The organism is Streptomyces sp. NPDC005863 (assembly GCF_042871345.1).
Lineage (GTDB): Bacteria > Actinomycetota > Actinomycetes > Streptomycetales > Streptomycetaceae > Streptomyces.
The window spans coordinates 158,835-179,416 of record NZ_JBIAII010000002.1; the positions used below are offsets into that span (position 1 = coordinate 158,835).

Here is a 20,582-nt window from a genome sequence, read left to right on the forward strand (position 1 = left end):
CCGGGGCCATCTCCTGTCCGGTCCCGCAGGGTCCGGCTCCGCACACCGGTGTGCGGAGCCGGGCCCTGGGATGCGCGCGCCTCGCGTCACAGTCCGCCGAGGTTCAGCGCCCCCGTGATCCGGTCCGACGCCTCGCGGGCCTCGGCCGCCGGGTCGCCGCCCATGAGGACCTTCGTCATGTACCCCTTGATCGGGTTGTCCGCCTCGACGGCCGCCCAGCGGGGCGAGTTGGGGGTCGCCCGGCCGTTCGCCGCACCGACGGCCATCGCGGCGACGCCCTTCTCGTCGGCGACCGCGGAGGCCAGTTTCGCCTTGTTCGGGACGTAGTTCATGGTCCGCGCGAGGTCGGTCTGCCACTTCTTGCCCGCCAGCGCCTCGATCACCTCGACCGCGCCCTTGTGGTCGTCGCTGCGCTCGGGCACGACGAGGTCGGAGCCGCCGGTGAAGACCGCGCCGGGCTTTCCCGCCTTCTTGCCCGGTACGGGGAAGTAGCCGAGCTTCCCCTTCAGCTCGGGGTTCTTCTCCTCGATGGCGCGGGCCACGCCGGGGACCGCGACGAGCTGGGCGACGTCACCGGCCGCGAACACCTTCGCCTGCGAGGGGTGTTCCTCGTCGGAGTCGCGCGGTCCGTCGCCGAGCGCCTGCAGCCGCTGGTAGAACTCCATGCCGCGCAGGGCCGCAGGCGTGTGCAGGGAGCCGCGCCAGTCGCCGGACGACTCCTTCGTCTCCTTGGCGAGGTCGCCGCCCTCGTCCCAGATGAATCCGGCGAGCGTGTACCAGTCCTGCCCCGCGAGGTAAATGCCCTGGTTGCCGCCGGAGTTGAGCTTCTCCGTGGCCGTGATCCACTCCTCGCGGGTCCGCGGCGGACGCGTGATGCCCGCCCGGGCGAACAGGTCCTTGTTGTAGATGACGACACGGTTGGCGGCGTACCAGGGGATGCCGTATTGGGCGCCTCGGTAGCGCCCCGGCTCGGCGAGGCCCGGCAGCCAGTCGTCCATGCCGAGGTCGCGGGCGGACTCCAGGGTCAGGTCGTACAGGCCGCCCTCGTCGACGTACTGGGCGACCTGGGTGTTGCCGACCTCGATGACGTCGGGGCCGTCCCCGTCCTCGCCCTTGAGCGCCTTCTTCACCTTGCCGCCGATGCCGGTCCACTCCTGGACGCGGATGTCCAGGTCGATGTCGCCGTGCTCCTTCTCGAAGTCCGCCGTGAAGCGCTCGACGAACTCGGGCGACGCGCTGCCCCGCATCAGCCAGACCGTGACGGTCCTGGTGTCGTCGCCGCCTGGGAGCACCCCGCATCCGGCGAGCAGAACGGTCGAGGAGAGCGCGAGGGCCAGGGACACGGCGGCGCGGCGGTGCGGGTTCACGTGGGTCACTTTCTACCTGTGGACAGGGAAGGTCGGCCCGACGCGGGGGGATGAGCTCTCGGCTCGAACGGGTTACTGGCTGGATTTTGGTATGTACCAATGATCCGGTCAAGGGGTAGACCGTCGATCCGGTCAAGAGGTACGCCGTCTCGCGCGTGCGGGCGCGCTGGTGCACCGTGGAGTGACGGCACTCCACGGAGTCGTGTGTCCTGGCGTACGCGCGGGCGTACGGCTCCACCCGACGGGCCCGGAGGAACACCAACATGTCCAACCACACGTACCGCGTCACCGAGATCGTCGGCACGTCCCACGAGGGGATCGACCAGGCGATCCGCAACGGCGTCGAGCGGGCCTCGCAGACGCTCCGTTCACTGGACTGGTTCGAGGTCACGCAGGTGCGCGGCCATATCGAGGACGGTCGGATCCGGCACTACCAGGTGGGTCTCAAGGTGGGGTTCCGCCTGGAGGACGGCGACGTGTAGCGCTCCGTGGGGCGGGTGTTCGCGGCGGTCAGGTTCTGCCTTCCTGTTCCTGGGCCTTCTTCAGTTCCCGTGACGTCGTCGCCCAGTGGGCGCGGATCACGTCGAAGCCCGCGCGCCGCGCCTCCGCGCAGACCAGTTCGTCGTCGTCCACCAGGACGGCGACCTGCCGCTCGCGGGCCAGGTCGCGAAGGATCTCCAGCTTGGTGACGCGGGCGGGCCGGCGGTCGCCGTCGGGCCGCATCCAGACCCGGCCGTCCGGCAGGCCCTGGCGGGACAGCCACTCCACCGTGTCCGCCCGGCACCGCTCCGGGCGGCCCGTGAGGTACACGACCTCGCACTCCTCGGTGGAGGCGAGGGCCAGCTCGACGCCGGGCGCCAGCGGCGGGTCCTGGGGCGCCGCCGCGAAGAACGCGTTCCAGTCGCGCGGCCTGCCCTCCAGGTACCGCTGCCGGTGCGCGGTGTCCGCGAGGGTGCCGTCCAGGTCGAACACGGCCAGAGGTCTGCTGTCGTCCGTCACACCGACAGGGAATCATGACGGCGCGGCGGTGTTGAAGTCCGTGTGAGCTCAGTGATCGCACAAACCCGGTTCTCCGTCCTCGACCGGTCGCGCACCCGTGAGGGGCACGACGGGCCCGAGGCGCTGCGCGACACCGTGCGGCTGGCGCGGGACGTCGAGGCGCTCGGCTACCACCGCTTCTGGGTCTCGGAGCATCACGGCGTCCCCGGGGTCGCGGGGTCGGCGCCCACGGTCCTCGCGGCGGCCGTGGCGGCGGCCACCCGCACCATCCGGGTGGGCACCGGCGGCGTGATGCTGCCGAACCATCAGTCGCTGGTCGTGGCGGAGCAGTTCGGGGTGCTCGAATCGCTGTTCCCCGGCCGGATCGACATGGGCCTCGGCCGTTCCGTCGGCTTCACGGACGGGGTGCGCAAGGCGCTGGGCCGCGACAAGCACGACGCCGAGGACTTCGCGGCCCGGCTCGCCGACCTGCTCGCCTGGTTCCGCGGCACGTCGGGCACGGGCGTGCGGGCCCGGCCCGCCGAGGGCCTGACCGTGCCGCCGTACGTGCTCGCCATGGGTGAGGGCGCGACGATCGCGGCCGAGGCGGGCCTGCCCATGGTCATCGGCGACCTGCGGTCCCGCGAGAAGATGTTGCACGGCATCGACCAGTACCGCGCGGCCTTCCGCCCCTCCCCCTGGCTGGCCGAGCCGTACGTCGTGATCTCGGGCAACGTGGCGGTGGCCGGGACGGAGGAGGCGGCCCGGCGGCTGCTCCTGCCGGAGGCCTGGTCGATGGCGTACTCCCGCACGCGCGGGACGTTCCCCCCGCTCGCGCCGGCCGAGCGCGTGGCGTCGCTGACCATGACGGAGAAGGAGCGCGGTTTCTACGAGGCGGGGCTGCGGGGCCAGCTGTACGGCACGGAGGAGCGGGTCGCCGACGAGCTTGAGGCGGTGCTGAAGGAGAGCGGCGCGCAGGAGGTCCTGGTCACGACCAGCACGTACGACCGCGCCGGCCTGCTGGACTCGTTCCGCCGCCTGGCGCGGTTGGCGGGGCTGACGCCGGGTGGGGGGCCTGACAGGAGCTGATGGACCGCATCGCGGTGGAACCGCGGCCGCGGGCAGGTCACGCCGGTGTCGACGCCTCGGTCGGCGGGCGGCGGCCGACCGCCGACGCTATGGCGCGGACCACCCCGGACGGGCCCGTCACCGGCGTGCTGACGCGCAGGTCGTCGCAGGCGGCACGCCAGATCCGGGAGGGCGGCGCGATGATCGAGTTCGTCTCCTTGACGGCACGGATGATCCAGACGCGGCCCTCGGGGTCCTGCGCCGCGTACTCCAGCGTCGGCCGCTGCTGCACGGTGTAGAGCACGCCGTGCTCCTTCAGCTCGGTCTCCAGCGCGGCGGCCTGGTCGGGGCTGGGGTGGGTCGGGTGCACGGTCATGCGCTGTGGGGCCTTTCGGAAGGGGACGGTGGGGCGGGCCCGAAGGTGACGCCGCTCACGCCTGTTCCTTCAACGTAAGAGCCGCGCCGAGCGGCGGGTAGGGGGCAAAAGACCCCTACCCGCGGGTAAGCGGTCTCAGCCGCAGGTCCCCGGCCGGCTCCTGCGGGGGCCGTGCGTCCCGTACCGGGAAAGCGCAGGTGAGAGCCGTGGGCGAAGGGCGGGGGCGTTGTATCGTGGGTGTCCCCGAGCCGCGTACGGAGCCCTCCATGCACAGCCCCCACGATCCGTTCGTACGTGTCCGGGGCGCCCGGGAGCACAATCTCCAAGGCGTCGACGTGGACATCCCGCGCGACGTGCTCGCCGTCTTCACCGGTGTCTCCGGTTCGGGAAAGTCCTCGCTCGCCTTCGGGACCATCTACGCCGAGGCGCAACGCCGCTACTTCGAGTCCGTCGCGCCGTACGCCCGGCGGCTGATCCACCAGGTGGGCGCGCCGAAGGTCGGCGAGATCACCGGCCTGCCGCCCGCCGTCTCGCTCCAGCAGCGCCGCTCGGCGCCGACCTCCCGCTCCTCCGTCGGCACCGTCACCACGCTCTCCAACTCCCTGCGGATGCTCTTCTCCCGCGCGGGCAGCTACCCGGCCGGTGCGGAACGGCTCGATTCGGACGCCTTCTCGTCGAACACGGCGGTCGGCGCCTGCCCCGAGTGCCACGGCCTGGGCCGGGTCCACCGCACGACGGAAGAGCTCCTCGTGCCCGACCCTTCCCTCTCCATCCGCGACGGCGCCATCGCCGCCTGGCCCGGCGCCTGGCAGGGCAAGAACCTGCGCGACGTCCTGGACGCCCTCGGGTACGACGTGGACCGGCCGTGGCGCGAACTGGCGCAGCGGGACCGGGACTGGATCCTGTTCACGGACGAGCAGCCGGTGGTGACCGTGCACCCGGTGCGCGAGGCCGGCCGGATCCACCGCCCCTACCAGGGCACCTACATGAGCGCCCGCCGCTATGTGATGAAGACCTTCGCGGACTCCAAGAGCCAGACGCTGCGCGCCAAGGCCGAGCGGTTCCTGGCGAGTGAGCCGTGCCCGGCGTGCGGCGGGAGCAGGCTGCGTCCGGAGGCGATGGCGGTCACGTTCGCCGGCCGTACGATCGCCGAGCTCGCCTCGCTGCCGCTGTCCGACCTCGCCGACGCCCTCGCGAGCGCCGCGGACACCTCGGAGACGGCCCGCGTGCTGACCGAGGACCTGCTCGCCCGCATCGCGACCGTCACCGAGCTCGGCCTCGGCTACCTCAGCCCGGACCGCGCGACGCCCACCCTGTCGGCGGGCGAACTGCAGCGGCTGCGCCTCGCGACCCAGCTGCGCTCGGGGCTCTTCGGGGTGGTGTACGTCCTGGACGAGCCGTCCGCGGGGCTCCACCCGGCCGACACGGAAGCCCTGTTGACGGTCCTCGACCGGCTCAAGGCAAGCGGCAACTCCGTCTTCGTCGTGGAACACCACCTCGACGTCATGCGCCACGCGGACTGGCTCGTCGACGTCGGCCCGCAGGCCGGCGAGCACGGCGGACGGGTGCTGCACAGCGGCCCGGTGGCGGAGGTCGAGGGCGTCCGCGATTCGGAGACGGCTCGTTTCCTGTTCGGCCGGAACGCCTCACCAGTACGTGAAGTGCGTGCCCCCAAGGGGTGGTTGAAGGTCGGCCCGGTCACCCGGCACAACCTGCGCGCGGTAACGGCGGAGATCCCGCTCGGCGCCTTCACCGCCGTCACGGGCGTCTCCGGCTCGGGGAAGTCCACGCTCGTCGGCGAGATCACCGAGGAACTCGCGGGCGTGGACCGGCTGGTCTGCGTCGACCAGAAGCCGATCGGCCGCACCCCGCGCTCCAACCTGGCCACCTACACCGGCCTCTTCGACGTCGTGCGCAAGGTGTTCGCCGCCACGGACACGGCCAAGGAGCGCGGCTACGGCGTGGGCCGCTTCTCCTTCAACGTGTCGGGCGGTCGCTGCGAGACCTGCCAGGGCGAGGGCTTCGTCAGCGTCGAGCTGCTCTTCCTGCCCAGCACCTACGCGCCCTGCCCGGACTGCGCGGGCGCCCGCTACAACCCCGAGACGCTCGAAGTGACGTACCGGGGGCGGAACATCGCGGAGGTGCTCGACCTGACCGTCGAGGCGGCCGCGGAGTTCTTCGCCGACACCCCGCCGGTCGTACGCAGCCTGCGCACGCTCCTCGACGTCGGCCTCGGCTATCTGCGGCTCGGCCAGCCGGCCACCGAGCTGTCGGGTGGTGAGGCCCAACGCATCAAGCTGGCCAGTGAGTTGCAGCGGGTCAGGCGGGGACACACGCTCTATCTGCTCGACGAGCCGACGACCGGCCTGCACCCGGCCGACGTCGAGGTGCTCACCGGGCGCCTGCACGAACTGGTCGACGGCGGCAACTCCGTGGTCGTCGTCGAGCACGACATGGCGGTGGTGGCGGGCGCGGACTGGGTCGTCGACCTGGGCCCGGGCGGCGGCGACCGCGGCGGCCGGGTCGTGGCGGCCGGCACCCCGGCCGACGTGGCACACGCCGAGGGCAGCCGCACCGCACCGTATCTGGCCCGCGCACGGGGCGAGGCGGACAGCCGGGGCTGAGCGGCGCCCTCGCGGATGCTGAGCGGTGCCCTCCCGGGGACGCGACCGGCCGACGTGCTCTGGGGCGGCTCGTCACCGAGGTTCCGGGCCACGCCCCGCGAGGAGGGGAAGCGGTGGCGCGACGGTGCCCGGCGGGAGGATCCGCGCATAGATCGACCGCGCACGCTCCGCCTCGTCGCGGGCCTCCTCCGGGCGCTGTACGGCGTCCAGCAGGGCCGCCAGATCGGTGCGGGTCTCGGCCTCGCCGTGCCGGTCCCGGACGCGCAGCCGCAGCCCGAGCGCGGCGCGCAGGTGCCGTTCGGCCTCCTCGTGGCGGGCCAGGTGGGTGAATCCGTGGCCGATGCCGTTGAGGGCCATGGACTCGGTGTGGGGTTCGCCGAGCCGGTGGGCGAGGTCGGCCGCCCTGCGGTGCCACTCGGTGCCTTCCTGATGGGCTCCCGCATAGCAGTGCGCGAGTCCGAGCGCGATCATCGCCCACGCCTGACCGTGCGGATTGCCGATCTCCTGGGCCAGCGCGAGGGTCTGCCGTGCCGTCTCGTCGCAGGCGGTCAGCGCGCCCGTCTCCAGCTGCACCAGGGCGATGCCGAGCAGCGCGCTCGACTCCACGTGGCGGTCCCCGAGCCCCCTGGCGAGGCCCAGCGCCTCACGGAGCAGGCCTTCGGCGTCACGGTGGCGCCGCAGTCTCTGGCAGAGGAAGCCCAGTGAAGTGAGCGCCCAGGCCTCGGTGTTGCGGTTCTCGGTGCGCGCGCACAGGTCGAGCGAGCGGCGCAGCTCCCGCTCGCCCTCCTCGTAGCGGCCCGCCATCCAGTGGATGTACCCGAGGCGCTGCACCGTCAGGGCCTCGCCGCGCCGGTCGCTGAGGTCGCGGAAGACGGAGAGCGCGAACCGGTGGTGCCCGAGGGCTCCTTCCAGGTCCCCCAGGTGCCAGGCGGCGAGGCCGAGTCCGTGGTGGGCGCAGGCCTGGCCCCGTCGGTCCTGGTCCTCCTCGAACAGGGTGAGCGCGCGGCGGTGCCGGCGGGCGCACTCGGCGTACTCGCCGTAGAACCAGTGCGCCAGGCCCACGTTGACCAGTTCGCGCGCGAACGTGCGTCTGTCGCCGGTCTCTTGGAGCAGTGCGAGTGCCTGCCGGTGGTGGGCCGCCGACTCGTCGTGGCCGCGCACGAACCAGTCGGCCATGCCGAGGCCCGCCGTCGCCCGCGCCTCGCCGTACCGGTCGCCCGCCTCCCGGAATCTGACCAGGGCCATGCCGTGCCACCGCCGGCTCTCCCGGTAGCGGCCGCGCGCCCCGGAGCTGTGCCCGAGGCCGTTCAGCGCCTCCGCCGCCCCGCGCACGTCGCCGAGCTCCTCGAAGTGCCCGAGCGCCCGGCTGTGCTGCACCTCCGCCTCGCGGTGCCGGCCGACCGCGTCGTACACGTGCCCGAGGTCGCACATGAGGTGGCCCTGTTGGGCGCGGTCACCGGCGTGCCGGGCCGCCGCGAGCCCCAGCCGCAGACCGGCGAGGCTGTCCGAACCGAAGGAGTGCAGCCCCAGGAAGGAGTGGGCGGCCGCGGCGAGCCGCCAGGTGTCCTCGTGCCAGCCGTGCTCGGCGGCCGCCCGGCTGACGGCCAGGAGGTTGGCGCGCTCGCCCTCCAGCCACCGCAGCTCCGTGCCGGGGTCCGCGGGGGCCTGCCCGGTTCCCCGGGGCATGTGCCGCGCGGCGCCGCGGCCCGTGTTCGCCGCGGCGCGCCGCAGTCGGTGCCGGTGGCCGGGTTCCAGCGTGAGCCGGGCGGCCTCCGCGCGGTCGCGGTACCAGTGGACGAGGCGCAGCACGGCCGCCGTGCGCTGCTCGTCGGCGTCCTCGGCGCGGGTCCGCTCAAGGGCGTAGAGCCGCAGCAGGGCGTGGTGGCGGTAGCGGTCACGGCTGCGCTGTTCCAGCAGGTGCTCGTCGAGCAGCGCCTCCAGGGCGTCCTCGGCCGTGTCGGGGTCGGTGTCGAGCAGTGCGGCGGCGGACGCCGGTGTGCAGTCCTCACCGGGGTGCAGGGCGAGGAGCCGGAAGGCGCGCCGGAGGTCGTCGGGCAGTTGCCGGTAGGAGAGGCCGAAGGCGGCGGCCACGGCCTCCTGCCCGCCGGCGAGCCGGTGCAGCCTGCCCGCCCCGTCCGCGAGCCGGTCGGCCAGGTCGGCCGCGGACCAGGAGGGCCGGGCGCGCAGACGGCGGCCGGCCAGCGCCACCGCGAGCGGGAGGTGCCCGCACAGCGCGGCCACCCTTCCGGGCGCCGGGCCGGCCCCGGCGCGGTCCGGGCCCGCGGCGTGCCGGAACAGCGCGACGGCCTCGTCCGGCGGGAGCGGGCCCAGCCGGACGGTGTGCGCGGCGTCCACCGCCGTGAGCGCGCGCCGACTCGTGACCAGCACCAGGGCGGACGAGGAGCCCGGCAGCAGATGCCGCACCTGCTCAGCGTCGGCCGCGTCGTCGAGCACCAGCAGCACACGGCGGCCCGCGAGCCGGTCGCGGTAGAGCGCCGCCCGTGCCTCCGTCCGCTCCGGGACGAGGTGGGCCGGGACGCCGAGCAGCCGCAGGAAGTCCTCCAGCACGTCCGCCGGTTCGGCCGGTCCGCGATCGGACGAGAGCCCCAGCAGATCGGCCCACAGCTGTACGTCCGTGAAGTGGCCCGCGGCCACCAGGCGGTGGGCGGCGTGCAGGGCGAGGCGCGTCTTGCCGGCTCCCGCCATGCCCTCGATGACGGCTATGAGTACGCCCGCGTCGCCGGGGTCGGCGGCCGTCCCCCGGTCGCCCACCAGCTCCCGCAGCGCGCGCAAAGGGTCCGTCCGGCCGACGAAGTGGGGTATGTCCATGGGGAGTTGCCGGCACTCGCGGATGCGGCGACCGGGCGCCGGCTCTTGGTCCACGTGGGCGGTGCCGGTCACGGCTGCGGTGCCGGTCACGGCTGCGGTGCCGGTCACCTCTGCGGTGCCGGTCACCTCTGCGGTCTCGGTTACGTCTGCCGTGTCGGTCCCCGCTGTCGTGTCGGTCACCACTGTCGCGTCCGCCGCGCACGCGGTGGTGGGCCCGGTCGACCGCAGGAACGGCACCGAGCCGACCTCGCCCGCCAGGATGCGTGCCTGCAGGTCCCGTACCTCCCCACCGGGGTCCGCGCCGATCTCCTCCCGCAGGTCGCGCCTGAGCCGCTGGTAGGCGTTCAGGGCGTCATCGGGGCGGCCGGACCGGTGCAGGGCGAGCATCAGCAGGGCGGCGAGGCGCTCCCGGAGCGGGAAGTCGGCTGTCAGACGCGTCAGTTCGGGTACCACCCGCCGGTGGCGGCCCAGATCGAGGTCGGCCCCGATCCGCTCCTCCAGAACGGCCGCCCGCACCTCCTCCAGCCGCGCACGCTCCGCGTCCAGATCGCCGCTCGACACGTTGGCGAGCACCGGACCCTGCCAGAGGTCGAGGGCCGCGGCGAACTCCGCGGCGGCCCGCTCCGTATCGCCTCCGGAGCGCGCGGCCCGGCCCCCGGCCACGGCGCGCTCGAAGGCGGCGAGGTCGGTGGCCTCAGGCCCTACGTCCAACACGTACCCGGAATCGGACCAGTTGAGGATTCCGGCGGGCGCCCTGGCCGCCCGTTCGGGCTCCAGCACGCGGCGCAGCGCGGAGACGTACTTCTGAAGCTGGTTGACGCAGTACCGCGGCGCGGGCTCGCCCCACACCGCCCGGACCAGCTGCCCCCGGGGGACGGCCCGGCCCGCCCGCAGCAGCAGAACGGCGAGAACGGACCGCTGTCTCGGACCCCCCAAACGCAGCTCCCGCTCTCCGCGCCAGGCCCGGACGGACCCCAACAGGGCGAAGCGCAGAGGTTCCTCACTGCCCGTCATGTGGGCACCTCCCCCTTCGCAGTCGATCTTCCAGTGCTTCTCCCAGCGGAACGTCCAACCGATCTGATCACACTGGTGAGCCACGGGGCAGAGGTGTGCCGGACAAGAACGGCGCACCGGTACCGAGCCCGACGGGAACTGGTCCAGAAGGGACGTCATATGAGGTACGGGGGAAGCACGGTGCGCTGCGTCGCCGCGGGTGCGCTCACGATCGGGATGCTCACGCTGTCGACCGGCAACGCGCTGGCGGATCGCAACCAGACGGCACAAACGGAGCGCAACCAGACGACGCTACCGGAGCGCAACCAAACGGTGCTCCCGGAGCGGGCTGCCGACGCGGCCGGTTTCCGCTGTGACTACGTCGGAACGCACTACACGCACACCAAGCGCAAGGCACCCATACGCAAGGGAATGTCGAAGCACGCGGCCATCAGGGCGATGGTCTCGAAGGGCAAGGCCGTCCGCTACAACTACACCTGCGTCAGCTCCAAGGGCACCTACTGGGTCAAGACGATTTATCCCGCGAAGGGCTACCTGTACCGGGCTCACATCTAGACCACCGCGAGGGGCAGGGAAAGGGCCGGCCATCGCAAGGGGGGGGGCGGCCGGCCCGCGCCCGGCACCGCCCACGGGGCGCGGGGACTCCGTGGGCGGTGCTCCGACCCGCCGACCCGAACCCGAAACTCGGGGGGGGCGCCGCACCCCCGCACCGAACGGCTTCGGCAACTGGCCGCCCCCCACCCCCGGAAACCGCGGCCATCTCCACCCTGGAAGGCACTGACGTGACGAAGCAGCGCACCATCCTCCTCCCCGTCGTCGGGGTCCTCACCGCGGCGGCCGTTCTCACCGGCTGCGGCCAGGAAGGCGACGACGCGGCGTCCGACGCGGCCGACGGCGGCCGCCCCACCGTGTGCCTGGTCATGAAGTCCATGGGCAACGAGTACTTCCAGACCATGGAGAGGGGCGCGAAGGCGCATGCGAGGGAGCGCGGTGACCTCGACCTGAAGTCCAGCGGAATCCAGAACGAGACGGACATCGACGGCCAGGTCGCGGCGATCAACCGCTGCGTCACCGAATCCGCGGACGCCCTCGTCATCGCCCCCACCGACTCACGCGCCTTGGTGGCGCCCCTCAAACGCGCAGAGAAGCGCGGTCTTAAGGTCATCAACATCGATGTGCGGCTCGACGCGGGCGCGTTGCAGGCCTCCGGCATGAAGGTCCCCTTCGTGGGCCCAGACAACGAGCGCGGCGCCCGGCTCTCCGGGGAGGCCCTCGCCGAAAAGCTCGGCAAGGGGGCCGAGGTCGCACTCCTGGAGGGCAGTCCCGGCGCCGACAACGCACGGCAGCGCGCGGCCGGGTTCCGCGCGGCGGCCGAGGCCGGCGGCCTGAAGGTGGTCTCCGCCAAGACCGCGCACTGGGAGACCGACGAGGCGTACAACGTGCTCGGCAACATGCTCACCGCGCACCCGGACATCAAGGGGGTGCTCGCCTCCAACGACTCGATGGCGCTGGGCGCCCTCAAGGCCGTCGAAGCGAAGAAGAAGACGTCGGTGAAGATCGCGTCGTTCGACAACATCGAGGCCATCCGTCCGTACGTGAAGAAGGGCCGCGTCGTCGCGACGGTCGACCAGTACGCGGCGAAGCAGGCCGCCGACGGCATCGACCAGGCGATGAAGGCCATCGCGGGCGACGAGCCCGCGGGCTGGGTGAAGACCGACGTGAAGGTCGTCACCGCCGACGACCTCCGGTGACGGGCGCGGTGACGGACGGGCCGGCGCGGCAGCCGGGTGCCGGGCCCGTCCTGGAGGTCGCGGACGTCTCGAAGGCGTTCCCCGGCGTGGTCGCCCTCCATCGCGTCCGGCTGGATCTGGTCCCCGGTGAGGTGCACGCCCTCGTCGGCGAGAACGGCGCGGGCAAGTCGACCCTGGTGAAGATCCTCGCGGGGACGCAGCAATCGGACGGGGGCACGATGCGGCTGGGCGGCGCCCCCTACGCGCCCGGCGACGTGGCGTCGGCCATGCGGGCGGGCGTACAGGTCGTGCACCAGGAGTTCCACCTGGTGCCGCAGCTGTCCGTCGCCGAGAACCTCTTCCTGCGGCGACTCCCGCGCCGGCACGGCTTCGTGGACCGGCGCGCCCTGCACCGCGACGCCCGCGAGCTGCTCGCCGAAGTCGGCCTGGACGTACGGCCGCAGACCAAGGTGGAACGTCTCGGCATCGCGCAGATGCAGCTCCTGGAGATCGCCCGCACGCTGCACCAGGAGTGCCGGGTGCTGGTCATGGACGAGCCGACGGCGACGCTCACCCCGAGGGAGACCGAGCGCCTCTTCACGCTCCTGCGCTCCCTCACGGCACGCGGCACCGCCGTCCTGTACATCTCCCACCACCTGGAGGAGATCTTCGAACTCGCCGACCGCATGACGGTGTTCCGCAACGGCCGGCACGTGGTGACCCAGGACGTCGCCGGCACCGCCGCCGCCGAGGTGATCCGCCTGATGGTCGGCCGCGACATGGAGCGCGAGTATCCGCCGTACGTGCCGCGCACGCCGGGGCCCGAGCTGCTGCGCGCCCAGGATCTGACGCCGCGCGGCGGCTCGCCGGTCTCCTTCGCGCTGCACGCCGGCGAAGTGATGGGCGTGGCGGGCCTGGTGGGCTCGGGGCGCACGGAGATGGTGCGGGCGCTGTTCGGCGCCGACCGTGCGGTGGGCGGGCGGATCCTGGTCAAGGGCAGGCCGGTGCGGATCCGCGGCCCGCGCGACGCCGTGCGCCACGGGATCAGCCTGCTGACGGAGGACCGCAAGGGTCAGGGGCTCGTCCTGGACCTGCCCGTGTCGGCGAACCTCACGCTCGCCGCGACCGGCCGGGTCTCGCGCGGCGGACTGCTCCGGCGCCGCGTGGAGGACCGGGTCGCACGAGAGGTGGTCGAGCGGCTGCGGGTGCGGGCTCCCGGGGTGCGCACGGTCGTCCGTACGCTGTCGGGCGGCAATCAGCAGAAGGTCGTGCTCGGCCGGTGGCTGCTCGCGGGCACCGACGTCCTGGTGGTGGACGAACCGACGCGCGGCATCGACGTCGGCGCACGCTACGAGATCCACCAGCGGCTCGTCGACCTCGCGGCGGACGGCAAGGCCCTCCTGGTCGTCTCCTCCGACCTGCCGGAGCTGCTCGGCATCTGCGACCGGCTCCTCGTCTTCTCCCGCGGCCGGGTGGCGGGCGAGGTGGCCCGCGCCGGCTTCGACAGCTCGTACGTCCTGGAGTTGGCGTACTCCGGATACACGAACGGGACACGGAGCATCGGCACGACGAAGGGTGCCCGCTCATGACCTCCGCTCCCCCACGCCCCCCGCGCCCCCTCGAAGACCGCTCCACGGTCGGCTCCCTCACCCGTCAGGCGATGGGCGAGGCCGGCACCGGCGTGGCGCTGCTCGCCCTCGTGGCCGTCTTCGCGCTGGCGGCGCCGAAGTTCGCCACCACGGGCAACTTCACGAACATCGCCACCGAGATCACCCTGAACACGATGCTCGCGGTGGGCCTGACGTTCGTCATCCTGGTCGGCGGGATCGATCTGTCGGTCGGCTCGGTCATGGCGCTCTCTGCGGTGGTGGCGGGCGACGTCCTCACGGACAAGGGCCTCTCGACGGGCGCCGCGGTGACCCTCGCCGTCCTGGCCTCCGTCGCCGTCGGCATGGCGTGCGGTCTGGTCAACGGCTTCGTCTCCGAGCGCTGGCGCGTCCCGTCGTTCATCGTCACGCTGGGGATGCTCAACATCGCCCGCGGCGCCGCGCTCGACTACACCGACGCGAAGACGCAGTACGACTTCCCGCAGGGCTTCAGCCGCTTCGGCACCTCGACGCTCCTGGGGATCCCCGCGCTCTTCTGGATCGCGCTCCTGATGGTCGCGGCCGGCCATCTGGTGCTCAGCCGGACGGTGTTCGGGCGGCTGGTCTTCGCGATCGGCTCCAACGAGGAGGCCGTACGGCTCTCCGGGCACCGCACCTCGGTGGTGAAAGTGGCGGTCTTCGTCATCGCGGGGTGCTGTGTCGGGATCGCCGCGATCACCTACATGGCACGGCTGAACATCGCCTCGCCGATCCTGGGCGGCGGCTACGAACTGAGCGCGATCGCGGCCGTCGTCATCGGCGGGGCCTCGCTCTCCGGCGGCAAGGGCTCCATGATCGGCACTCTGCTCGGCGCCTGTCTGCTCGGCGTGCTCACCAACGGGCTGCTGCTGATGGGGGTGTCGGACTTCCAGCGCCAGATGATCACCGGCGGCGTGATCATGGTCGCGGTGGTGGTGGACCACTACCGCGACCGGCTCGCCTCGCGGCTCGGCTGATCACCCCCGCCGGTAGGACTCCCGCAGCCGCGCCTTCGCCAGCTTTCCGGTCGGGGTGCGCGGCAGCCGCTCGGCGAAGTCGACGGTGCGCGGCGCCTTGTAGTGCGCGAGCCGCTCCCGGGCGAAGTCGACGAGTTCCCTGGCCAGTTCGGGCCCGGGGACGACCCCCGGCTCGACCTGGACGACGGCCTTGACCGACTCGCCCATCTCGGCGTCCGGCACGCCCACGACCGCCACGTCGGCGACGGCCGGGTGCAGCACGAGCACGTCCTCCGCCTCCTGCGGATAGACGTTCACGCCACCCGAGATGATCATGAAGGCCTTGCGGTCGGTGAGGAAGAGGTAGCCGTCCTCGTCGACGTGGCCGATGTCGCCGGTGGTCGTCCAGTTCGGGTGGTCGGGGTGCTGGGCCTCCCGGGTGCGGTCGTCGTCCCCGTGGTACCGGAAGGGCCGCTCGTCGCGCTCGAAGTAGACCGTCCCGGTCTCGCCCGGCGGCAGGACGCGGCCGTCCTCGGCGCAGATCCGCAGGGTCCCGAGGAAGCCGTCGCGGCCGACCGAACCGGGCTTGCGCAGCCACTCCTCGGGCGAGATGAAGGTGATGCCGTTGCCCTCCGTCGAGGAGTAGTACTCGTACAGGACCGGCCCCCACCACTGCATCATCCGCCGCTTGACCTCGACGGGGCAGGGCGCGGCGGCGTGGATGGCGATCCGCAGGGACGACAGGTCGTAACGCTCCCGCACCCGGGCGGGCAGCTTCAGCAGGCGGACGAACATGGTCGGCACCCACTGACTGTGCGTCACCCGGTGCCGCTCGACGGCCGCGAGGGCCGCCTCGGCGTCGAAGGTGTCCATCAGGACGACCGTGCCGCCGAGCGCGGTCACGACGCCGCAGAACCGCAGGGGCGCCGCGTGGTAGATCGGCGCGGGACTGAGGTAGACGGTGTCCTCGCCGAAGCCGTACATGGTCTGGAAGACGACGGTGTACGTCGTCGGCTGGTCGCGCACGTCACCGTCGGGCAGCACCGTCCTGACCCCCTTGGGGCGGCCGGTGGTGCCCGAGGAGTAGAGCATGTCGGCGCCGAGCGGCTGCCGGTCCGGCGGTACGGCGGAGGCGTCCGCGAGGGCCTTCTCGTACGTGCCGTCGTCGAGGTCCAGCACGAGGGCCGGTCCGCCCGCCAACTCCCGTACCTCCGTGGCGAGTTCGACGAGCGTGCCGGAGTGGATCAGGACGACGGCCCCGCAGTCCCGCGCGATGTGGGCGGCGTCGTCGGCCCGCAAGTGGTGGTTGACGGCGGTGAGGTAGAGCCCCGAGCGCATGGTGGCCCAGTAGACCTCGATGGCGCGCGGGTCGTTGTCGCAGAGCAGGGCGATGTGGTCGCCCCGGCGCAGCCCCGCGGCCCGCAGATGGTCCGCGAGCCGCAGGGAGCGCTCTTCGAGCTGTCCGTAGCTGAGGGTCCGTGTGCCGTCGGCGGTGACGACGGCCGTCCTGGCGGGGTCGTACGCTCCCGGATACATGCGGGCGAAGGTACGCGCCCGAGAGGGGCACGGGGAACCGCGCGACCGGCCACAAACAACCCGCGCCCGGCATCGGGGACTACCGGCTGACCTTCCGGGTGGCCCGCAGCCACTCCTTGTTCATCGCCGAGATGGACGGCAGCGGAATGCCCTTCGGGCAGGCGGTCGCACACTCACCGGTCAGCGTGCACCCGCCGAACCCCTCCTCGTCCATCTGCGCGACCATGTCCAGGACGCGGGTCTCCCGCTCGGGGGCGCCCTGCGGCAGCACGTTGAGGTGGTTGACCTTGGCGGAGGTGAACAGCATCGCCGACCCGTTGGGGCAGGCCGCCACGCACGCCCCGCAGCCGATGCACTCGGCGTGCTCGAAGGCGAAGTCGGCGTCCGGCTTGGGCACGGGGGCGGCGTGCGCTTCGGGCGCGGAGCCGGTGGGCGCGCTGATGTAGCCGCCGGACTGGATGATCCGGTCGAAGGCGGAGCGGTCGACGACCAGATCCTTGACGACCGGGAAGGCCGCGGCGCGCCACGGCTCGATGTCGATGGTGTCGCCGTCCTGGAAGGACCGCATGTGGAGCTGGCAGGTGGTGGTGCGCTCGGGGCCGTGCGCGTCGCCGTTGATGACGAGCGAGCAGGCGCCGCAGATGCCCTCGCGGCAGTCGTGGTCGAAGGCGACGGGGTCCTCGCCCTTGACGATGAGCTCTTCGTTGAGGGTGTCGAGCATTTCCAGGAACGACATGTCGGTGGAGATGCCGTCCACTTCGTACGTGGACATCGCGCCGTCGGCGTCTGCGTTCTTCTGGCGCCAGACGCGCAGGGTGAGCTTCATGCGTAGCTCCGCTGAGTGGGGTGGACGTACTCGAAGACGAGGTCTTCCTTGTGCAGGACGGGGGCGGCGCCGGTGTCGGTGAACTCCCAGGCGGCGGCGTAGGAGAACGCCTCGTCGTCGCGGGCCGCCTCGCCGTCGGGCGTCTGGGACTCCTCGCGGAAGTGGCCGCCGCAGGACTCGGCGCGGTGCAGGGCGTCGAGGCACATCAGCTCGGCGAGTTCGAGGTAGTCGACGATGCGGTTCGCCTTCTCCAGGGACTGGTTGAACTCCTCGCCGGTGCCGGGGACCTTGATGCGGCGCCAGAACTCCTCGCGGATCTGCGGGATGCGCTCCAGCGCCTTGCGCAGACCGGATTCGGTGCGGGCCATGCCGCAGAACTCCCACATGACCTCGCCGAGTTCGCGGTGGAAGGAGTCGGGGGTGCGGTCGCCGTCGACGGACAGGAGGAGGTTGAGGCGGTCCTCGGTCTCGGCCAGCACCTCCTGGACGACGGGGTGCTCGGCGCCGACCTCTTCCTGGTGCGGGTGGCGGGCGAGGTAGTCGTTGATGGTGGACGGCAGCACGAAGTAGCCGTCGGCGAGGCCCTGCATGAGCGCGCTCGCGCCGAGCCGGTTGGCGCCGTGGTCGGAGAAGTTGGCCTCGCCGACCGCGAAGAGGCCGGGCACGGTGGTCTGCAGGTCGTAGTCGACCCAGAGCCCGCCCATCGTGTAGTGCACGGCGGGGTAGATCCGCATCGGCACCTCGTACGGGTTCTCCGCGGTGATCCGCTCGTACATGTCGAAGAGGTTGCCGTACTTCTCCTCGACCTTCTTCCTGCCCATCCGCTGGATGGCGTCGGCGAAGTCGAGGTAGACGCCCTGGCCGCCGGGGCCCACTCCCCTGCCCTCGTCGCACACGTTCTTGGCGGCGCGCGATGCGATGTCGCGGGGCACGAGGTTGCCGAAGGAGGGGTAGATGCGCTCCAGGTAGTAGTCGCGTTCGTCCTCGGGGATCCGGTTCGCCGGGCGGTCGTCGCCCTTGGCCTTGGGCACCCAGATGCGGCCGTCGTTGCGCAGCGACTCGCTCATCAGCGTCAGCTTGGACTGGTGGTCGCCGGTGCGCGGGATGCAGGTGGGGTGGATCTGGGTGAAGCAGGGGTTGGCGAAGTAGGCGCCGCGCCGGTGGGCCCGCCAGACCGCGGTGGCGTTGGAGTTCATGGCGTTGGTCGACAGGTAGAAGACGTTGCCGTAGCCACCGGAGGCGAGGACCACGGCGTCCGCGAAGTACGTGTCGATCCTGCCGGTGATGAGGTCGCGGGCGACGATGCCGCGCGCCCGCCCGTCGACGACGATCACGTCGAGCATCTCGGTGCGGGGGTGCATCTCCACGTTCCCCGCGGCGATCTGCCGGCTGAGCGCCTGGTAGGCGCCGAGCAGCAGCTGCTGTCCGGTCTGGCCGCGCGCGTAGAAGGTGCGGGACACCTGGACGCCGCCGAAGGAGCGGGTGTCGAGGAGACCGCCGTACTCGCGGGCGAACGGCACGCCCTGCGCCACGCACTGGTCGATGATCTCGACGGAGATCTGCGCGAGCCGGTGCACGTTGGACTCGCGGGCGCGGAAGTCGCCGCCCTTGACGGTGTCGTAGAAGAGCCGGTGGACCGAGTCGCCGTCGTTGCGGTAGTTCTTCGCGGCGTTGATGCCGCCCTGCGCGGCGATGGAGTGGGCGCGGCGCGGCGAGTCCTGGTAGCAGAACTGCACGACGTGGTAGCCCTGTTCGGCGAGCGTGGCGCCGGCGGAACCGCCTGCCAGACCGGTGCCGACGACGATCACGGTGTGCTTGCGGCGGTTGGCGGGGTTGACCAGCTTCGCCTGGAAGCGCCGGGTGTCCCAGCGCTCGGCGATCGGCCCGGAGGGCGCCTTGGCGTCGGCGAGCGGCTCGCCCGTCGCGTACGCGGAGTACTCACTGGAGTGGTTCATGGGTCAGCTCACCAGTCCGGTCATGACGGCCACGGGTACGGAGACGAAGCCGAGGGTCAGCACCACGGCGAAGCCGTTGGCGAAGGGCTTGAGGACGCGGTCGCGAGTGGCGGTGCCGACGCCCAGGGTCTGCGCGGCGCTCCACAGCCCGTGCCGCACGTGGAAGCCGACGGCGACCACGGCGACGATGTAGATGACGTTGCCGTACCAGGTCGAGAAGGTGTCGATGATGTTCTGGTACGGGTGCAGGTGCTGGTAGGAGCCGGGATGCACGGTGCCGGTCGTCAGGTCGAGGATGTGCCAGACGATGAACAGCGCGATGATGACGCCGCCCCAGCGCATGGTGCGGGTGGCGAAGCTCGCCTCGCGCCTCTTGTGGACGTACTTGGTGGGGCGCGCCCTGATGTCGCGGCGGCTCAGCTGGTACGCGGAGACGGCGTGCGCGACGACCGCGGCGACGAGCACCACGCGGATCAGCCAGAGCGTCCACTCGTAGTGCATGAAGGGCTCGCCGACCGTGCGGAGCCAGTGTGCGTAGTGGTTGATCTCCGCCGGGCCGAAGAAGATCTTCAGGTTCCCGATCATGTGCACGAAGAGGTAGAGCAGCATGATCAAGCCGCTCACCGCCATCACCGTCTTCTTGCCGATGGTGGAGTCCCACAGCGTGCGGGTCATGGACGGCCGTTTGTCCGTCCGCGTTGCCAGAGCCATGTCACAGACGCTACGGCCGAAGGTCCCGATCGGTCCAAGAGATGGTTCGGCTCATCTCGATAGCCCGAGCCTATGGACCGACGTATCGTTGCCGTATGCAATTCCAGCAGCTGCACTACTTCGTGGCGGTCGCCGAGGCGCGGCACTTCACCCGCGCCGCGGAGCAGGTGCATGTCTCCCAGCCCTCGCTCTCCCAGCAGATCAGGGCCCTGGAGAAGGAGCTGGGTGCGGAGCTCTTCAGCCGGGCGCGCGGCAACATCGCGCTGACCGACGCGGGCGAGGCGCTGCTTCCGCTGGCCCGCCGGATCCTCGCCGACGCCGACACGGCGCGGATCGAGGTGCAGGAGCTGGCGCAGCTGCGCCGCGGCCGGATCCGGCTCGGCGCGACCCCGAGCGTGTGCACGGGCCTGCTGCCCGAGGTCCTGCGCGCGTTCCACGACCGGCACCCGGGCATCCAGCTCCTCATCGAGGAGGGCGGCTCGCACGATCTCGTACGGGAACTCGCGCGCGGCGCCCTCGATCTGGCCCTGGTGGTCCTCCCGCTGCCCACCCCCTCGCCGGCGCTCACCACGGTCGAGCTGCTGCGCGAGGACCTGGTCGTGGTGTCGTCGCCGGAGTCACGGAGCCACGGCCGCTCGGTACGGATCGCGGACCTGCAGGGCGAGCGGCTCGTGATGTTCCGGCACGGCTACGACCTGCGGGAGCTCACCGTCACCGCGTGCCGCGCCGAGGGGTTCGAGCCGGAGTTCGCGGTGGAGGGCGGCGAGATGGACGCGGTGCTCGGCTTCGTGCGGGCCGGCCTCGGCGTCGCGGTCGTGCCGCGCATGGTCGCGGAGCGCGCGGGGCCCGACCTGCGGATGACGCCGCTGGCCAGGCCGAGCCTGCACCGCACGATCGCGCTCGCCCACCGCAGCGACGTGGCGCCGCCGCGGGCGGCACGGGAACTCCAGCGGATGCTGCTGGCGCGCTGACGCGCCCGGGACGGCT

At 72.1% G+C, this 20,582-nt stretch carries 16 protein-coding genes; 8 read left to right on the top strand and 8 right to left on the bottom strand.

The window, feature by feature from the left end; translation table 11 throughout:
- Window positions 1-86: 86 nt before the first annotated feature.
- The gene (locus tag ACFYO9_RS07015; RefSeq protein ID WP_388666056.1) at window positions 87-1,367 is read right to left on the bottom strand and encodes an extracellular solute-binding protein; all 1,281 of its coding nucleotides are present in this window, start codon (window positions 1,365-1,367) and stop codon (window positions 87-89) included.
- Window positions 1,368-1,630: 263 nt separating this feature from the next.
- Between ACFYO9_RS07015 and ACFYO9_RS07020 the strand changes: the two genes are divergently transcribed.
- A complete protein-coding gene (locus tag ACFYO9_RS07020) occupies window positions 1,631-1,849 on the top strand; it encodes a dodecin (RefSeq protein ID WP_358774399.1) in 219 nt (72 codons plus the stop codon).
- A gap of 28 nt (window positions 1,850-1,877) precedes the next feature.
- Here the strand turns inward: ACFYO9_RS07020 and ACFYO9_RS07025 are convergent, their stop codons facing one another.
- Entirely contained in the window at window positions 1,878-2,366 is a 489-nt protein-coding gene (locus tag ACFYO9_RS07025; RefSeq protein WP_355806689.1) for a hypothetical protein, read from the bottom strand.
- Window positions 2,367-2,408: 42 nt separating this feature from the next.
- On the opposite strand from ACFYO9_RS07025, the gene ACFYO9_RS07030 reads away from it, so the two are divergent.
- Entirely contained in the window at window positions 2,409-3,434 is a 1,026-nt protein-coding gene (locus ACFYO9_RS07030) for an LLM class flavin-dependent oxidoreductase (protein WP_355806688.1), read from the top strand.
- Between the two features lie 37 nt (window positions 3,435-3,471).
- Here the strand turns inward: ACFYO9_RS07030 and ACFYO9_RS07035 are convergent, their stop codons facing one another.
- A complete protein-coding gene (locus ACFYO9_RS07035; protein ID WP_355806687.1) occupies window positions 3,472-3,789 on the bottom strand; it encodes a hypothetical protein in 318 nt (105 codons plus the stop codon).
- Window positions 3,790-4,055: 266 nt separating this feature from the next.
- On the opposite strand from ACFYO9_RS07035, the gene ACFYO9_RS07040 reads away from it, so the two are divergent.
- Window positions 4,056-6,413 (top strand): excinuclease ABC subunit UvrA, encoded by a 2,358-nt coding sequence (locus ACFYO9_RS07040; RefSeq protein ID WP_358774397.1) that lies wholly within the window; start codon window positions 4,056-4,058, stop codon window positions 6,411-6,413.
- 72 nt (window positions 6,414-6,485) lie between these two features.
- Here the strand turns inward: ACFYO9_RS07040 and ACFYO9_RS07045 are convergent, their stop codons facing one another.
- On the bottom strand, window positions 6,486-10,256 hold the full coding sequence (locus ACFYO9_RS07045) for a BTAD domain-containing putative transcriptional regulator (protein ID WP_388666059.1): 3,771 nt from the start codon (window positions 10,254-10,256) through the stop codon (window positions 6,486-6,488).
- A gap of 180 nt (window positions 10,257-10,436) precedes the next feature.
- Here ACFYO9_RS07045 and ACFYO9_RS07050 point away from each other — a divergent pair, with 180 nt between their 5' ends.
- From ACFYO9_RS07050 to ACFYO9_RS07065, 4 genes are all read left to right on the top strand, one after another.
- A complete protein-coding gene (locus ACFYO9_RS07050; protein WP_358774394.1) occupies window positions 10,437-10,811 on the top strand; it encodes a hypothetical protein in 375 nt (124 codons plus the stop codon).
- Between the two features lie 227 nt (window positions 10,812-11,038).
- Window positions 11,039-12,007 (top strand): sugar ABC transporter substrate-binding protein, encoded by a 969-nt coding sequence (locus ACFYO9_RS07055; RefSeq protein ID WP_358774392.1) that lies wholly within the window; start codon window positions 11,039-11,041, stop codon window positions 12,005-12,007.
- A gap of 8 nt (window positions 12,008-12,015) precedes the next feature.
- The gene (locus ACFYO9_RS07060) at window positions 12,016-13,575 is read left to right on the top strand and encodes a sugar ABC transporter ATP-binding protein (RefSeq protein WP_358774390.1); all 1,560 of its coding nucleotides are present in this window, start codon (window positions 12,016-12,018) and stop codon (window positions 13,573-13,575) included.
- Window positions 13,572-14,588: an ABC transporter permease gene (locus tag ACFYO9_RS07065; RefSeq protein ID WP_358774388.1), complete on the top strand. Its 1,017-nt coding sequence runs from the start codon at window positions 13,572-13,574 to the stop codon at window positions 14,586-14,588. Before ACFYO9_RS07060 ends, ACFYO9_RS07065 begins: the two co-directional genes overlap by 4 nt.
- On the opposite strand, the gene ACFYO9_RS07070 is transcribed toward ACFYO9_RS07065, so the two are convergent.
- The 4 genes from ACFYO9_RS07070 to ACFYO9_RS07085 form a co-directional block, all read right to left on the bottom strand.
- On the bottom strand, window positions 14,589-16,103 hold the full coding sequence (locus ACFYO9_RS07070) for an acyl-CoA synthetase (protein WP_358774386.1): 1,515 nt from the start codon (window positions 16,101-16,103) through the stop codon (window positions 14,589-14,591).
- A 79-nt stretch (window positions 16,104-16,182) separates the two neighbouring features.
- Complete coding sequence (locus tag ACFYO9_RS07075) at window positions 16,183-16,929, bottom strand: succinate dehydrogenase/fumarate reductase iron-sulfur subunit (RefSeq protein ID WP_358774384.1); 747 nt, start codon at window positions 16,927-16,929, stop codon at window positions 16,183-16,185.
- Window positions 16,926-18,884, bottom strand: a complete 1,959-nt coding sequence (locus ACFYO9_RS07080) for a fumarate reductase/succinate dehydrogenase flavoprotein subunit (protein ID WP_358774382.1) — start codon at window positions 18,882-18,884, stop codon at window positions 16,926-16,928. Before ACFYO9_RS07080 ends, ACFYO9_RS07075 begins: the two co-directional genes overlap by 4 nt.
- A gap of 3 nt (window positions 18,885-18,887) precedes the next feature.
- A complete protein-coding gene (locus tag ACFYO9_RS07085; RefSeq protein WP_355806668.1) occupies window positions 18,888-19,595 on the bottom strand; it encodes a succinate dehydrogenase in 708 nt (235 codons plus the stop codon).
- 95 nt (window positions 19,596-19,690) lie between these two features.
- Here ACFYO9_RS07085 and ACFYO9_RS07090 point away from each other — a divergent pair, with 95 nt between their 5' ends.
- A complete protein-coding gene (locus tag ACFYO9_RS07090) occupies window positions 19,691-20,566 on the top strand; it encodes a LysR substrate-binding domain-containing protein (protein ID WP_358774380.1) in 876 nt (291 codons plus the stop codon).
- Window positions 20,567-20,582 lie beyond the last annotated feature (16 nt).

Excerpts from the sequence above, each read along its gene's own strand:
- ACFYO9_RS07065 (WP_358774388.1), top strand. The coding sequence starts at position 13,572 with ATGACCTCCGCTCCCCCACGCCCCCCGCGCCCCCTCGAAGACCGCTCC.
- ACFYO9_RS07020 (WP_358774399.1), top strand. The coding sequence starts at position 1,631 with ATGTCCAACCACACGTACCGCGTCACCGAGATCGTCGGCACGTCCCAC.
- ACFYO9_RS07080 (WP_358774382.1), bottom strand. The coding sequence starts at position 18,884 with ATGAACCACTCCAGTGAGTACTCCGCGTACGCGACGGGCGAGCCGCTC.
- ACFYO9_RS07045 (WP_388666059.1), bottom strand. The coding sequence starts at position 10,256 with ATGACGGGCAGTGAGGAACCTCTGCGCTTCGCCCTGTTGGGGTCCGTC.
- ACFYO9_RS07085 (WP_355806668.1), bottom strand. The coding sequence starts at position 19,595 with ATGGCTCTGGCAACGCGGACGGACAAACGGCCGTCCATGACCCGCACG.
- ACFYO9_RS07035 (WP_355806687.1), bottom strand. The coding sequence starts at position 3,789 with ATGACCGTGCACCCGACCCACCCCAGCCCCGACCAGGCCGCCGCGCTG.
- ACFYO9_RS07040 (WP_358774397.1), top strand. The coding sequence starts at position 4,056 with ATGCACAGCCCCCACGATCCGTTCGTACGTGTCCGGGGCGCCCGGGAG.
- ACFYO9_RS07070 (WP_358774386.1), bottom strand. The coding sequence starts at position 16,103 with ATGTATCCGGGAGCGTACGACCCCGCCAGGACGGCCGTCGTCACCGCC.
- ACFYO9_RS07090 (WP_358774380.1), top strand. The coding sequence starts at position 19,691 with ATGCAATTCCAGCAGCTGCACTACTTCGTGGCGGTCGCCGAGGCGCGG.
- ACFYO9_RS07075 (WP_358774384.1), bottom strand. The coding sequence starts at position 16,929 with ATGAAGCTCACCCTGCGCGTCTGGCGCCAGAAGAACGCAGACGCCGAC.